Source organism: Pseudomonas sp. PS01270 (assembly GCF_029959775.1).
Lineage (GTDB): Bacteria > Pseudomonadota > Gammaproteobacteria > Pseudomonadales > Pseudomonadaceae > Aquipseudomonas > Aquipseudomonas atacamensis.
The window spans coordinates 41740-54390 of record NZ_JASCPT010000021.1 but is presented as its reverse complement, the minus strand read 5'-3'; the positions used below and the strand labels follow the sequence as shown (position 1 = coordinate 54390).

13 protein-coding genes are annotated in these 12651 nt (G+C 59.9%); 8 read left to right on the top strand and 5 right to left on the bottom strand.

All coding sequences use genetic code 11. The features are described from left to right. Positions 1 to 971: 971 nt before the first annotated feature. Positions 972 to 1271, top strand: a complete 300-nt coding sequence (locus QMX86_RS09455; RefSeq protein ID WP_039763483.1) for a hypothetical protein — start codon at positions 972 to 974, stop codon at positions 1269 to 1271. A 79-nt stretch (positions 1272 to 1350) separates the two neighbouring features. On the opposite strand, the gene QMX86_RS09450 is transcribed toward QMX86_RS09455, so the two are convergent. Genes QMX86_RS09450 through QMX86_RS09440 form a run of 3 tightly spaced genes read right to left on the bottom strand, consistent with a single transcriptional unit; the run spans position 1351 to position 4867 of the window. Then, a complete protein-coding gene (locus tag QMX86_RS09450; RefSeq protein WP_282386795.1) occupies positions 1351 to 2589 on the bottom strand; it encodes a nucleoside permease in 1239 nt (412 codons plus the stop codon). Positions 2590 to 2631: 42 nt separating this feature from the next. Continuing rightward, a complete protein-coding gene (locus QMX86_RS09445; RefSeq protein WP_282386797.1) occupies positions 2632 to 3714 on the bottom strand; it encodes a sugar phosphate isomerase/epimerase family protein in 1083 nt (360 codons plus the stop codon). After that, positions 3704 to 4867 carry a Gfo/Idh/MocA family oxidoreductase gene (locus QMX86_RS09440; RefSeq protein WP_282386799.1) on the bottom strand — a complete coding sequence of 388 codons (1164 nt, stop codon included), beginning with the start codon at positions 4865 to 4867 and terminating at the stop codon, positions 3704 to 3706. The genes QMX86_RS09445 and QMX86_RS09440 overlap by 11 nt, the downstream gene beginning before the upstream one ends. Before the next feature lie 203 nt (positions 4868 to 5070). Between QMX86_RS09440 and QMX86_RS09435 the strand changes: the two genes are divergently transcribed. Beyond that, positions 5071 to 6084 carry a LacI family DNA-binding transcriptional regulator gene (locus QMX86_RS09435; protein ID WP_282386801.1) on the top strand — a complete coding sequence of 338 codons (1014 nt, stop codon included), beginning with the start codon at positions 5071 to 5073 and terminating at the stop codon, positions 6082 to 6084. Positions 6085 to 6089: 5 nt separating this feature from the next. Here the strand turns inward: QMX86_RS09435 and QMX86_RS09430 are convergent, their stop codons facing one another. Then, positions 6090 to 8471 (bottom strand): DUF3772 domain-containing protein, encoded by a 2382-nt coding sequence (locus QMX86_RS09430; RefSeq protein WP_282386803.1) that lies wholly within the window; start codon positions 8469 to 8471, stop codon positions 6090 to 6092. A 165-nt stretch (positions 8472 to 8636) separates the two neighbouring features. Between QMX86_RS09430 and QMX86_RS09425 the strand changes: the two genes are divergently transcribed. The 5 genes from QMX86_RS09425 to QMX86_RS09405 all read left to right on the top strand — a co-directional run bounded on the left by QMX86_RS09425 (position 8637) and on the right by QMX86_RS09405 (position 10693). Next, complete coding sequence (locus QMX86_RS09425) at positions 8637 to 9146, top strand: CinA family protein (protein WP_073475221.1); 510 nt, start codon at positions 8637 to 8639, stop codon at positions 9144 to 9146. Further along, complete coding sequence (locus QMX86_RS09420; protein ID WP_122601664.1) at positions 9143 to 9661, top strand: hypothetical protein; 519 nt, start codon at positions 9143 to 9145, stop codon at positions 9659 to 9661. The genes QMX86_RS09425 and QMX86_RS09420 overlap by 4 nt, the downstream gene beginning before the upstream one ends. A 7-nt stretch (positions 9662 to 9668) precedes the next feature. Further along, positions 9669 to 10124: a YetF domain-containing protein gene (locus QMX86_RS09415; protein WP_024012534.1), complete on the top strand. Its 456-nt coding sequence runs from the start codon at positions 9669 to 9671 to the stop codon at positions 10122 to 10124. 86 nt (positions 10125 to 10210) lie between these two features. After that, complete coding sequence (locus QMX86_RS09410; RefSeq protein WP_024012535.1) at positions 10211 to 10438, top strand: PLD nuclease N-terminal domain-containing protein; 228 nt, start codon at positions 10211 to 10213, stop codon at positions 10436 to 10438. 108 nt (positions 10439 to 10546) lie between these two features. Beyond that, a complete protein-coding gene (locus QMX86_RS09405; protein WP_016774259.1) occupies positions 10547 to 10693 on the top strand; it encodes a hypothetical protein in 147 nt (48 codons plus the stop codon). Positions 10694 to 10806: 113 nt separating this feature from the next. Here the strand turns inward: QMX86_RS09405 and QMX86_RS09400 are convergent, their stop codons facing one another. Beyond that, positions 10807 to 12033, bottom strand: a complete 1227-nt coding sequence (locus QMX86_RS09400) for an MFS transporter (RefSeq protein WP_282386970.1) — start codon at positions 12031 to 12033, stop codon at positions 10807 to 10809. A 107-nt stretch (positions 12034 to 12140) separates the two neighbouring features. Between QMX86_RS09400 and QMX86_RS09395 the strand changes: the two genes are divergently transcribed. After that, complete coding sequence (locus QMX86_RS09395) at positions 12141 to 12596, top strand: helix-turn-helix domain-containing protein (RefSeq protein ID WP_282386971.1); 456 nt, start codon at positions 12141 to 12143, stop codon at positions 12594 to 12596. The last annotated feature ends 55 nt before the right edge of the window (positions 12597 to 12651 follow it).

Below are 12651 nucleotides of genomic sequence, written 5' to 3'. Positions count from 1 at the left end.
CCCCCCCCCCCCCCCCCCCCCCCCCCCCCCCCCCCCCCCCCCGCGTCAGGCAATGTGCCTTGGATGGGACCAGAAAACGCAGACGAAAAAAAACCGCCTTCGCGGGGCGGTTTTTTAGTAGGCCTCGATTTGCGATCGAAGCCAGGTGCTTCACCAGCCACCCTAACCAGGATTGCCATGGTAGGGAGTTTTACCGTTCCTTGCAACGGTTGAACAGGCGTTCGAAACAAGCGCGTCTACAGCCCTGCGGAGAATTTATATGTTTATGTTTGTTGAAGAATGTCTGGCAGAAATAACATTTAACAAAGGCGGGTCGTTGTTTGATGGATAACGGTATGAGCGGCACTTTTGTCTTGGGCATTTCAGGTTAATATGCCCGCGCTCAACTGATAGAGCGGCTGAGAGGTTTGGCCGGGGGCGCGAAAGGTTTTACGCCCTTCGACGCGGATTCGCACCCGTGCCGGAATGATGTCTCGAAGGGATTTCAACCGGCCGCCTCACCAGCCACCCTAACCAGTCGGCTGAAGGCACGCATGGTCCGGTAAGTTTGCTGGAGGTTTGGCCGCCAGCCCTGGAGGCCAAAACGTATGAAGCTTTTGCTGCGTACGCTGAGCCTTGTATGGAGATTGTTGAAAGCCTTGCGCTTTCACGAGTTCCTGCGAGACCACTTTGACGACTTGAAATAAGGTCGTCTAAGTGGGGAAAGACCCGTTTCGGTTTCGACTGATACGGGTTTTTTTTGTGTTAAAAAAACTGTCAAAAACGAGATTGTCGGTTTTATGCTTTCGACTTTGTAGGGCGTTTCGCTTAATGACGTAAGCAACAGCATGAAGATCGATCCAATAGCGGCTCATGCTCGATCATCCATTGATTGCGCCAATAACAACCATTAAGTCAATGAAGTTCTCATATCCACGGTGCGGCGTAAGATCGGCTCCATACCCAACCACTGCAACTCGGAGCACATCATCATGAAACGCCAGACTATCCTCGGTATCGCTTTCTCGGTTTTTGCACTGAATGCCTTCGCCGCCACCGAAACCGACCCGCTGTTCAGTGATGCGGTCGCGGCCGCCACTCAAACAGACCGCTTGTTCAGCGATGCAGTAGCCGCAACCGAAACTGACCCGCTGTTCAGCGATGCAGTAGCCGCAACCGAAACCGATCCACTGTTCAGCGATGCAGTAGCCTCTGATGGCTCCGATCACCTGCAAGGCAATCGGGTCGCCGAAGGTGGCGCTGACCGTCTGCTCGAACGTCGCACCGCTTGAGCGCAACCATGAGCATCGATAACGAATGCCGCCTCAACCACAGGCGGCATTCGCTCTATCCACGCTTTACAACTCTGCTCTAAACCGCACTCGGCAGCACGGCCTTGTCGCGATCGCGGCTCTTGAATGTCGCCCAGAAACACAGCAATACCGCCACGGAAAAACCGGCGGGGAACAGCCAGATGCTTCTCCAGTCATGCCCTGCGCTTGATGTGAAGTGGTCGGTAATCCGTCCCGCGATCCAGAAACCAATCAACATGCCCAATCCGTACGTAGCCAAGGTGATCAAACCTTGCGCCGAGCTGCGGAAGCGTTCCGGTGCCTTGGCATCGGTGTAGATTTGCCCGGACACGAAGAAGAAGTCATAGCACACGCCGTGCAGGGCAATGCCGATCAGCAGCATGAATGCCTGATCGTCGTTATTGCCGAACGCAAACAGCACGTAACGCAATGCCCAGGCAGCCATGCCGACCAGCAGGGCGATCTTGATGCCGAAACGATGGATGAACAGCGGCAGCAACAGCATGAACAACACTTCCGAGACCTGACCGATGGCCATCTTCGCTGTCGGGTTGGTCATGCCGATCTCCGCGAGAAACGGATTGGCATTCTGGTAATAGAAGGCCAGCGGAATGCAGATCAGGATCGAGGCGAGGAAGAACACCAGATAGCTGCGATCCTTGAGCAAACCCAACGCATCGACCCCGAGCATCTGCTTGAGGCTTGATGAGCCCGCTGCACTTTTCATCGGCGCAGTACTCGGCAGACTGAAGCTGTAAAGCCCCAGCAACAGCGACGCGACGGCGGACATCAGGAACGTATTGCGCAAGCCTCCGGCCGCGATGCTTTGCTGCGAGTCCCAGGCGAACACGAAGCTGATCACCACGCCAGCGACAATCCAGCCCACCGTGCCCCACACGCGAATGCGCGAGAACTCCAGCGCCGGGTCTTTGATCTGGCGGAACGCTACGGCGTTCACCAGTGCCAATGTCGGCATGTAGACCATCATGTAGGCGAGCACATAGGGATAAAACACGCTGAAGTCTGCCGCGCGATAGAGCTGATAAAGCAACACTGCGCCAAGCAGATGCAGCACTGCCAGAATGCGTTCGGCGTTGAAGAACCGGTCGGCAATCAAGCCAATGACAAACGGCGCCAGAATCGCGCCCCAGGATTGCGTGGCAAAGGCCATGCCGACCTGACCACCGCTGGCGGCCAGCGTTGTCGCCAGAAAAGTGCCGAGGGTGACGAACCAGCCGCCCCAGATAAAGAACTGCAAAAACATCATCACGCTGAGTCGCGCATTCATTACGTTCATTTCAGATCACCGTATTGTTTTTATGTCGGTAACGCGGATGAATCAGTCGTCGGTCAGGCCGAGCAAGCGCCGGTTGGAAGCGGCATCGGCGCTGACCCCGGCGAAATCGTCGAAGGCCTTGGCGGTCTTGCGGATCATGTGTCGCTCGATGAACGCCGCGCCTTGCGCCGCGCCCTGTGCAGAGTCTTTCAGGCAGCACTCCCACTCGAGCACGGCCCAGCCGTTGAAGTCGTATTGGCACAATTTGCTGAAGATCGATTTGAAATCGATCTGGCCGTCGCCCAGCGAGCGAAAGCGCCCGGGACGCGCGACCCAGCCCTGATAGCCGCCGTAGACGCCGGAGCGCGCATCGGGGCGGAACTCGGCATCCTTGACGTGGAACATGCGGATGCGTTGGTGGTAACGGTCGATGAAGCCGAGGTAGTCCATTTGCTGCAGCAGCAGGTGGCTCGGGTCATACAGAATTGCGGCGCGAGGGTGATGATTCACCGCCTCAAGAAACTGCTCGAACGAAGCGCCGTCATGCAAATCTTCGCCGGGATGGATTTCGTAGCACAGATCAACGCCAGCCTCTTCGAAGCAGTCGAGGATCGGCAGCCAACGCTTGCCCAGTTCGGCGAAACCTTGCTCGACCAAACCGGCCGGACGTTGCGGCCATGGATAGACGTAGGGCCAGAGCAGGGCACCGGAAAAGGTTGCATGGGCGGTAAGTCCCAGACGTTGGCTGGCACGGGCGGCCAGTTTCAACTGCTCAATGGCCCACTCGGTGCGCTCCTGAGGTTTGCCGCGCAGTGCTGGCGGGGCGAAGTCGTCGAACAGGCTGTCGAACGCCGGATGAACCGCGACCAATTGCCCTTGCAGGTGCGTCGACAGCTCACTGATCACCACACCGGCGCGGGTGCAGACGGCGATGAGTTCGTCGCAGTAATCCTGGCTCTCAGCGGCGCGCTGCAAGTCGATGAAACGCGTGCCGAGGGTCGGTAACTGAATGGCTTTGTAGCCTTGCGAGGCTGCCCATTCGGCGATGTTGGCGAGCGTGTCGAAAGGCGCTTGGTCGGCGATGAATTGCGCGAGGAAAATCCCCGGACCTTTCAGGCCAGTCGAATTTTGCTGATCACTGTGCATTGTGCTGGGCTCCTGTCAGTGGGCCGGGTATCTCGCTCCACTTTTCATTGCCAAGGTGATTGGCGATGGCGGTTTCAATGAAGGCCATGCCGCGCAGGCCGGTCTCGATGCCCGGTACGCCCGGTACCTGATGGCCCTCGGCGCCATGCACAATCGCTTCGGCGAGATCGCCGTACAGGTTGGCCATGGCTTCCAGATAACCTTCGGGATGCCCGGCGGGCAGGCGAATGCGCTGGCTGGCAGCGTCACACAACCACGGCTGTCCGACTCCGGATCGCAGAATGCGCATCGGTTCATTCAACGGTCGATGAATCAGACTGGCCGGCTCTTCCTGACGCCATTCCAGCCCACCCTTGTCACCGTAGACGCGGATCTTCAGCGGGTTTTCCTCACCGGCGCAGACCTGGCTGGCGAGCAATACACCACTGGCGCCGTCGCGCATTTTGAACAGCATCGCCACATCGTCATCCAGTTGCCGACCCTCGACATGCGAGCCGAGCATTGCGCTGATGAACTGGATCGACTGGCCGGCAACGAACTCGGCGAGGGAAAACGCATGGGTGCCGATGTCGCCGATGCAGCCGCCGATCCCGGATTGCGTCGGGTCGTCGCGCCAGCCGGCCTGCTTGTTGCCTTGCCCGGCGACATCGGTGCTGAGCCAGCCTTGCGGGTACTCGACGAGGACTTTGCGCACGCGCCCGAGCACGCCGCTGGCGACCATTTCGCGGGCCTGCCAGACCATCGCGTAACCGAGGTAGGTGTGCGCCAGCCCGTAAATTCGCTGGCTGTTGATGACCACCGAGTGCAGCGCCTGCACCTCGGCGAGGTTCAGCGCCGCGGGTTTCTCGCTGAACACGTGAAAACCGGCGCTCAATGCCTCACGGGCAATCGGCGCGTGCAGATGATTGGGAGTGACGATGATCAGCAGTTGCATGCGCTGCTCGGCGGGCAGGGCGGCCTCGCGGGCGAGCAGGGTTTGCCAGTCGTCGTAACAACGCTCGGCCGCGACACCCAAGGACGCAGCGGTGCGCTGATTATTCTCCGGGTCGCGGCTGAATGCGCCGCAGACCAGTTCGAAGCGTCCGTCGAGGCCGGCGGCTTGCCGGTGGGCACGGGCAATGAATGAACCTTCACCGCCTCCTACAAAACCCATTCTTATTTTTGCGGCAGCGTACATGGCAGTCGTCTCGGTAGCTGGATGCAATGTTGATGAGTGATGTAACCGGTTACATCGTGGGCGAAATCTAGGCGTGAAATAGCCGGGTGTCAAATGGCAGCGGATGATCGACAGCGTTTCGATCGCTCGTCGCCTGCGGTAAGCTCCGCGCCTGATCGGCATGAAACAACGAGGTGTTTTTGTCCAATATTCGCGAAGTGGCTCGGCTGGCCGGGGTTTCCGTGGCGACGGTTTCGAGGACTTTGAAATCGCCCGAGCGCGTGCTCGCGCCAACCCGTGAGCGCGTCATGGCCGCCGTGGAGCAGGCCGGCTATCGGCCGAACCTGATGGCCGTGCAGTTTCGCTCGCGGCGCACCGGCAATCTGGTGATTCTGGTGCCGACCATCGCCAACACCTTTTTTGCCCGGGTCATCAGCGGCGCGCAGCAAGCGGCGCAGGCGGCCGGTTATCGCCTGCTGCTGTGCGACACTCAGGGCCGGGAAGAACTCGAGCGACAATTCGCCGAGCTGGTGTACGCCTATCAGGCCGACGGGGTGATCCAGTTGCGCGCCTACGATCCTTTCGAAAACGCCCCGGCCGACGCCGATGTGCCGCCGATCGTCAACGCCTGCGAAGTGCTCAAGGCCGGGCGTTATCCAACCATCAGCCTGGACAACGTCGCCGCCGCCAAAGCCATGACCGACCACCTGATCGCCTTGGGACACCGACGTATCGGCCTGATCAAAGGCTCGAAAAAAAGCCCGCTGACCCTGGATCGACTGACGGGTTACGAAGCGGCATTGCGCGAGGCCGGGATTGCCTTCGATGAAGCACTGATCTGCCATGGCAATTTCAGCCTCGAGGCCGGTTTTGCCGGAGCGCAAAAGATGCTTGCATTGGCCGAGCGGCCGAGCGCGCTGTTCTGCGAAAACGATGAAATGGCCATTGGTGCGCTCAAGCGCATCCGGCAGGCTGGGCTGCGTGTGCCCGAGGATATTTCCCTGGTGGGTTTCGATGACATTCCCATGGCTGCGTACTGCGATCCGCCGCTGACCACCATCTCGCAACCGGCCGAGGCCTTCGGGGCCAAGGCGGTCGAGATGTTGATTGCGCTGATCGAAAAACAGCCGCTGACAGAGCGGCATGTCGTCTTGCCGTTCGAGCTGACACCACGCAGCAGCACGGCCCGCATCGACAACTCGGGCAAGCGCTAACCGAATCACGCCGCTGGCGGTTTCGCCAGCGCAATCCCCGCCGCGCCCAACCGCTTCAACACTTCGAACAACAAATCGCTCTTGGTGAGCCCGACAATCCTCGGGCTGCCCACATAGCCGGTGACCGTGAGGGTTATGCCGTCCGGCGACAATTTGCTGAAACGCACGAATGGCGCCGGTTTATCGAGGATGGTTTCGTTCTCGTGATACGCATCCAGCAGCAGCTGTTTGACCTGCTCAGGATCGATATCCAGCGGAAACACCAGCTCCAGCGATGCCACACCCTGAGCGCTGCCGCCAAGGGTGACGTTGCGCAGGTTCTGCGAGATCAGCTGCGAGTTGGGCACGATCACGATCGAGCGATCGCTGAGCTGGATTTCCGTGGCACGCACGTTGATCCGGCGGATGTCGCCCTCGACGCCGCTGATGCTGATCAAGTCGCCGACTTTCACCGGGCGCTCGGTGAGCAGGATCAGGCCGGAGACGAAGTTCTTGACGATCTCCTGCAAGCCAAAGCCGATACCTACGGATAGCGCACTGACGATCCACGCCAGATTGGTCCACTGCACGCCCAGCGACGACAGCGTCAGCAGAATCACAAAGGCGTAGCCGATGTTGGAAAACAGCGTGCTCAGCGATGCGCACATGCCCGGATCCATGTCGGTCTTGGGCAGGAACTCGTTGTCGAGCCAGCGGCTCAATGCACGGATCAGCCAGATACCGATCAGCAGTGCCAGCAGCGCGTTGAGCAGATGCGCCGGGACGATATTCAGCTTGCGCAAACCGGCGCCGCCAAGGATCGACATGATGTTGGTGACCAGTTGGCCGAGCGTGGTGCCGATGCCCCCGACAAACAACGAAATCAGCGCCATCAGCATCAGGCCGGCGCGGCTGACCCCGGACAACAGGATCGACGTCTGCTCAAGGCGCCGATCGCTGACGCCGAGCAATTGCTTGAGCGCCTGGCCGCTCGCGTGTTTCGGCGAAAACAGGTGCTCACAGGCGTCCTTGACCAGCTGAATCAGCAAGTAGAAGCCCGACAGCACGACATAGCCCCACACCAGCTCATAGCTGATGAACCGTGCCAGCGAAACATAGCCGGCAAGCAGGGCGATGGCCGTCACCAACATCGAGAGACTGGCGACGCTGTAGATCAGCCCGGCGAACACGCTATTCGTAGCCGACGCGTCATTGGCTGCGACCAATGCCTTGCGCACTTTGCCGACGCGCAACAGCATCGTGCCGATGATCGCCAACACCACAATGGAAATCACGCCGCGCCCGGCCATCACGATGTGGCTGCTCATGCCTGTGGCATTGGCGACTTGCACCAGCGTCACCAACACCAGCAACGAGCAGGCGAGGATTCGCGGATAAGGCTTGAGGGCCAGCGCCACTGGATCGGCAATCGCCGGCAGGCGCCAGGACGGGTGCGCGGTGGAGAGCAATGCGCGGCTGAGCCCGGTGATCAGCACGCAGGCATAGACGACTTTCTCGAACTCTTCGGAGAAGGTTTCCAGCACCGGCGGCAGCGCGTCGTGGCGGGTGCAGGCGTAGAACAGCAGCTTCAGGGCGATGGCGGTAGTGACGAAGGTCGCTATGGCTGAGGCGAAGGCCAAGGCACTGCGGCGCAGTCGGCCCTCTGCCACGCGATGGATGCAGAACCAGGTCAGCCCGCGCTCAGCCAGACGTCGGCCGAAGGTCCAGATCAGCAGCGCCAACAGCACCAGTACGCAGGTGTAAAACCGCTCGCCCCGCGCCCAGACCGTGGCCCATACGTCAGCCACCTGCTCGACGAACAGTCGCAGGCGCTGGCGGTCGTCTTCGCTTGGATTGACCAGCGGTGCCCAGAAATACGGGCTCAATACGCTGCGCGTGCTCAGGGTCAGTTCGCTTTCCAGCAGGGTGCGGCGGATGCCGGCGATTTGCGTGATCAGATCGGCGGCGTTCTGTTTCAGTGCGGCGAGGCTTTTCAGGGTGCCATCGACCTTGCTTTTCTGCTCCGCCAGCGTCGCCCGCTGCGCGACGATATCGGCTTGCTCGGCGGCTACCTCGGCGTCGGGCGCCGTGCCGAGCACGCCCAGTTGCACCGCCAGTTGCGCCTGTTGCGGCAACAGCGCTGCCGACAACCGATCGACATCGAGAATGAACGCTTGCACCCGATCCTGCGGGCCTTCGAGCTGGTTGTAATTGTTTGCCGCCGAAATCTGCTGCTTGAGCCCGTCCAGGCGTTGTTGCAGGGCTTGCAGATCGCTTTGCGAAATCACCGGCATTGGCGCTGTGCCGGAGTTTGCCGGCGCGGCAACATCCGCCGCCCACAGCGCAGCGCTGCCCGGCATCAGTAGCAGCAACAGAATCAAAAACAACGACTTGAATGAACAGCGCATGGGGGCGGCGGGCTCGAGTGGTTCACACAGACTATGAGGGTAGGTGATCGCGCTGAACGGGGCGGAAAACTTTCACTGCAAGAGGCGCTTACACGCTCATCCAATCCGGCGGAATGATCCGCGCAGCGAGCGGTCAACCGGCAATAACAGCTTCGAGAACATGCCATGTCCATCGCCAAGGAAACGATTGAATACCTGCGCCAACATTCGCTGATCATCACCACCGCCGAATCCTGCACGGCCGGGGAAATCGTCATGTTGCTGTCGGAAGTCCCCGGCAGCGGCGAGCTGATCGAGTGCGGCTATGTGGTCTATTCGCCGCAAGCCAAGCAGCGCCTGCTGCACGTCAGCCCGGCGACCATGGATACCTTCAATCTGACCAGCGTGGAAGTGGCCAGTGAAATGGCCATCGGTGCGTTGCGCGACAGCACCGCCAACGTTGCCGTTGCCACCACCGGCATTCTCGGACCCGACGATATGGATGGCATCAAGGCCGGTACGGTGTGTTTCGCCTGGGCATTCCAGTTCGATGACAAACATTTTCTGTTCAGCACCCAGCAATGGTTTCCCGGATCTCGCAGTGAAGTGCAGACCCTCGCTTCTGAATTCGCCCTGCAGCAGTTGCCCGATTATCACCGGCGCGCCTTGCGCGGCGAAGGAGGGTGGCGCCGATGAAGCATGACGCTGACCATCCCGATCTGCGCAGTCGGCAGTTCCCGGTGCAGGAGGACATGGCCTATCAGTTGAAGGTCTGGCGCTTCGAGCACATCGGTTGGTACCTGTTGGTGCTGTGCATGCTGCTGGGCCTGCTGGGGCTGTTTTCCCGGGGCGTGCTCAGTTCGCAGGACGCTCGCAGCGATGACGGTAAAGTCCAGATCGAATACGAGATGTTCCATCGCAACGGCTCGACCAACCCGCTGAAACTCAGCGTGCACACGGCGCCTGAAGCCACTGTCGAACTCGACATCGGTGGCGAGATGCTCGATGGCTTCAGCGTCGAAACCATGCAGCCGGCCCCGGTGCGTATGCGCAGCTCAAAACAGGGCATGCGCTTGTGGTTGCAGGCGGATGCCCAAGGCCAGGCGACGCTCTATGTGACGCTGCGCGGTGACGGATTGGGCCTGTTTCGCAGCCAAATCCGCGTGCCTGGCTCGAGCGAAGTGAAGCTCACTCAATTCATTTATCCATAGGTGACCCATGGACTCGGTGTTGCGCGCACTCGCGATGTATCTGGCACTGATGGTGCTGTTCAAAATTGCCGGCCGGCGTTCGCTGGCCGAGTTGACGACGTTTGATTTCGTCCTGCTGATGATCATCGGTGAAGCCACCCAGCAAGCGCTGCTCGGTGATGATTTTTCTCTGACCAATGCGTTTCTGGTGATCATTACGCTGATCGCTGTGGATGTCGGTTTTTCCCTGCTCAAACAGCGTTCCAGTTGGGTGTCTCGGCTGATCGATGGCGAGCCGACGATCATTGTCGAGAATGGCAAGCTGTTGCACCGACGCCTGCGTCATGCGCGGCTGGTCGAGGCAGATGTCATGGAGGCGGCACGCTCCAGTCAGGGCATAGAAACCATCGACCAGATCAAATTCGCTATCATCGAGCGCAACGGCAAGATTTCCGTGATCCGCCAGGATCCGGAAGGCGGCTGAACCTTTGACGCCGCACGGCCGCAATTTTTTTGAACGCTGAAAAAGCCTCACAGCCCAATGCTTACAAGTCATCGGAGGATTGCGAAATGAACGAGGCAGCGAGTTACTTCTCCATCGCCGTGGCGGTGATCATTCTGCTGGTCGATCTGTGGGCGATTGTCAGTGTGTTTCGCAGCAACAAAAGCGTCGGCGTCAAAGCCGCCTGGGCGATCGGTCTGATCGTATTCCCGGTGCTCGGCCTGATCGTGTGGGGCATCGCCGGCCCGCGCGGCGTCAAGGAAGGGCCCTCGTCGCCGGAGCACAGTAAGGGTTGAGAGCCCGATGCACTCCTACAATGAATTTGCGCACATCCCGGAAGAAGGTAAACGATGCCAGGTCAAGCTTGAACCGGGTAGCGATATCACTGCTGACAGGAGATCGTCATGAAAAAAATCTGCGTATGTCTGGGGTTCTGCTCAATGTTTCTGTTGAGCGGCTGCTTCGATTCCAACGATGCACCCAACAAGGACGGTGATAAAAGTAAACCGTCGGTGCAGATGCAGACCGAAAAGCCTGAGGAGGGCAAGTAACTCCACTTGGCAACAACCTGTGGGAGCGAGCCTGCTCGCGAAGGCGTCAGGTCAGACAACTCTGTGCTGACTGATGCTCCGTCTTCGCGAGCAGGCTCGCTCCCCACATTGGTTCATTCATGTGAATACACGTGTTCCAGCCACACCCAATACATCAGCGCCACAGCACTGATCCCGCCCCCGAGAAAACACACCGCCACCCAGCCAGATTGCGCATAGGTATACGTCGCCGCGATAGCGCCCAAACCACTGCCCACCGAGTAAAAGCACATATACGCGCCGACCAGTCGGCTCTGCGCATCGGGCCGTGCGGCGAAGATCAGGCTTTGATTGGTCACGTGCACCGCTTGCACGGCGAAGTCGAGCAGGATCACTCCGACAGCCATGGCCAGCAGCGAACTGTCGACAAATGCGATGGGCAGCCAGGACAGCGTCAGCAGCGCCAAGGCGATGCCAGTGGTTCGATTGCCCAAGCCGCGATCGGCCAGGCGCCCAGCCCGTGCGGCGGCGAGCGCGCCCGCCACTCCGGCCAGACCAAACAGGCCGATCTGCGTGTGGGACAACGACAGGGGCGGGGCGCTGAGCGGCAGCACCATCGAGGTCCACAACACACTGAAGGCGGCGAAGATCAGCAGGGCGAAGATGCCGCGGACGCGCAGTACCCGCTCAGTCAAAAACAATTCCAATACCGAGCGCAGCAGTCGCCAGTAACTGCCCTGCGCGGGCGGTTTTGCCGAGGCGGGCAGGGTGCACCAGAGCACCAGAGCCATGCCGACCATCAGTACGGCCGAGACGAAATACACGCCGCGCCAACCGGCCAGATCAGCCACTACGCCGGAAACGAAACGCGCCAGCAAAATGCCCAGCACCACGCCACTGGTGACGGTGCCTACGGCGGCGCCGCGCTGCTGCGGGCGAGCAAGGCTGGCGGTGCAGGCGACCACCACTTGCACCACCACCGCCAGCAATCCCACCAGCATCATGGCACCGAGCAGCACTCCCCAGCTCTCGGCTAGGCCCACGGCACACAGCGCCGTTGCAGACAACAGCAGTTGGCTGACGATGAGTTTCTTTCGATCGAGCAGATCACCCAGCGGCACAATGAACAGCAGCCCGACCGCATACCCGGCTTGCGTGGCCGTGACCACTACGCCGATTGCACCGGATGAAACCCCGAGGCTGGCGGCCATCGATTCCAGCAATGGCTGTGCGAAGTAAACATTGGCCACCGCCATGGCGCAGGTGATTGCAAAGAGAAAAGTCTGCAAACGACTCAGCCCGGTCGTTGCGCTGTCAGCTGCGGCTTGCGCATTGACCAGGGTTTGCGTCTGACACGGCATCCTTGCTTCCTCTTAGTGTGGTTTTTAATTGAAACCGATACGTTGATCTTTATTCATTCGGGTTGTTAAATGCAACCACATTCAATAGCCGATCCATCAGGAACCACATGGCCCGACAACAAACATTGGCGCAGAGCGAATGCCCGGTGGCCCGAACCCTCGAAGCCATTGGCGATCGCTGGGCCTTGATGATCATTCGCGATGCGTTCGACGACGTGCGCCGTTTCAGCGAATTCCAGAAACGTCTGGGCCTGGCCAAGAACATCCTCACGGTCAAACTGAAAATGCTCGTCGAGCTCGGCGTGTTACAGATTCAGCCCGCGTCGGACGGCAGCGCCTACAAGGAATACGTGCTCACCGAAATGGGCCGCGCGGTGTTCCCCATCGTCGTCAGCCTGCGGCAGTGGGGCGAGCGCTTCCTGTTCGCGGAAGGCGAGGAGCATTCGATTCTGCTCGATAATGAACGGGCCGAGCCCGTTGAGACAATCGTCGTGCGCTCCAGAGCGGGCGCGGTGCTGGCCCCGGCGGACTGTCACCGAAAAGTGGTGACGCGCCGGCAATGAAGCCGGGCAGATAGTCGTGGCGTGTATTCACAGCCGCGCTATCTCCATGGCATGA

Bases quoted from the DNA above. Each gene is read 5' to 3' on its own strand.
- QMX86_RS09455 (WP_039763483.1), top strand. From the start codon at position 972: ATGAAACGCCAGACTATCCTCGGTATCGCTTTCTCGGTTTTTGCACTG.
- QMX86_RS09450 (WP_282386795.1), bottom strand. From the start codon at position 2,589: ATGAACGTAATGAATGCGCGACTCAGCGTGATGATGTTTTTGCAGTTC.
- QMX86_RS09445 (WP_282386797.1), bottom strand. From the start codon at position 3,714: ATGCACAGTGATCAGCAAAATTCGACTGGCCTGAAAGGTCCGGGGATT.
- QMX86_RS09440 (WP_282386799.1), bottom strand. From the start codon at position 4,867: ATGGGTTTTGTAGGAGGCGGTGAAGGTTCATTCATTGCCCGTGCCCAC.
- QMX86_RS09430 (WP_282386803.1), bottom strand. From the start codon at position 8,471: ATGCGCTGTTCATTCAAGTCGTTGTTTTTGATTCTGTTGCTGCTACTG.
- QMX86_RS09425 (WP_073475221.1), top strand. From the start codon at position 8,637: ATGTCCATCGCCAAGGAAACGATTGAATACCTGCGCCAACATTCGCTG.
- QMX86_RS09420 (WP_122601664.1), top strand. From the start codon at position 9,143: ATGAAGCATGACGCTGACCATCCCGATCTGCGCAGTCGGCAGTTCCCG.
- QMX86_RS09415 (WP_024012534.1), top strand. From the start codon at position 9,669: ATGGACTCGGTGTTGCGCGCACTCGCGATGTATCTGGCACTGATGGTG.
- QMX86_RS09410 (WP_024012535.1), top strand. From the start codon at position 10,211: ATGAACGAGGCAGCGAGTTACTTCTCCATCGCCGTGGCGGTGATCATT.
- QMX86_RS09405 (WP_016774259.1), top strand. From the start codon at position 10,547: ATGAAAAAAATCTGCGTATGTCTGGGGTTCTGCTCAATGTTTCTGTTG.
- QMX86_RS09400 (WP_282386970.1), bottom strand. From the start codon at position 12,033: ATGCCGTGTCAGACGCAAACCCTGGTCAATGCGCAAGCCGCAGCTGAC.
- QMX86_RS09395 (WP_282386971.1), top strand. From the start codon at position 12,141: ATGGCCCGACAACAAACATTGGCGCAGAGCGAATGCCCGGTGGCCCGA.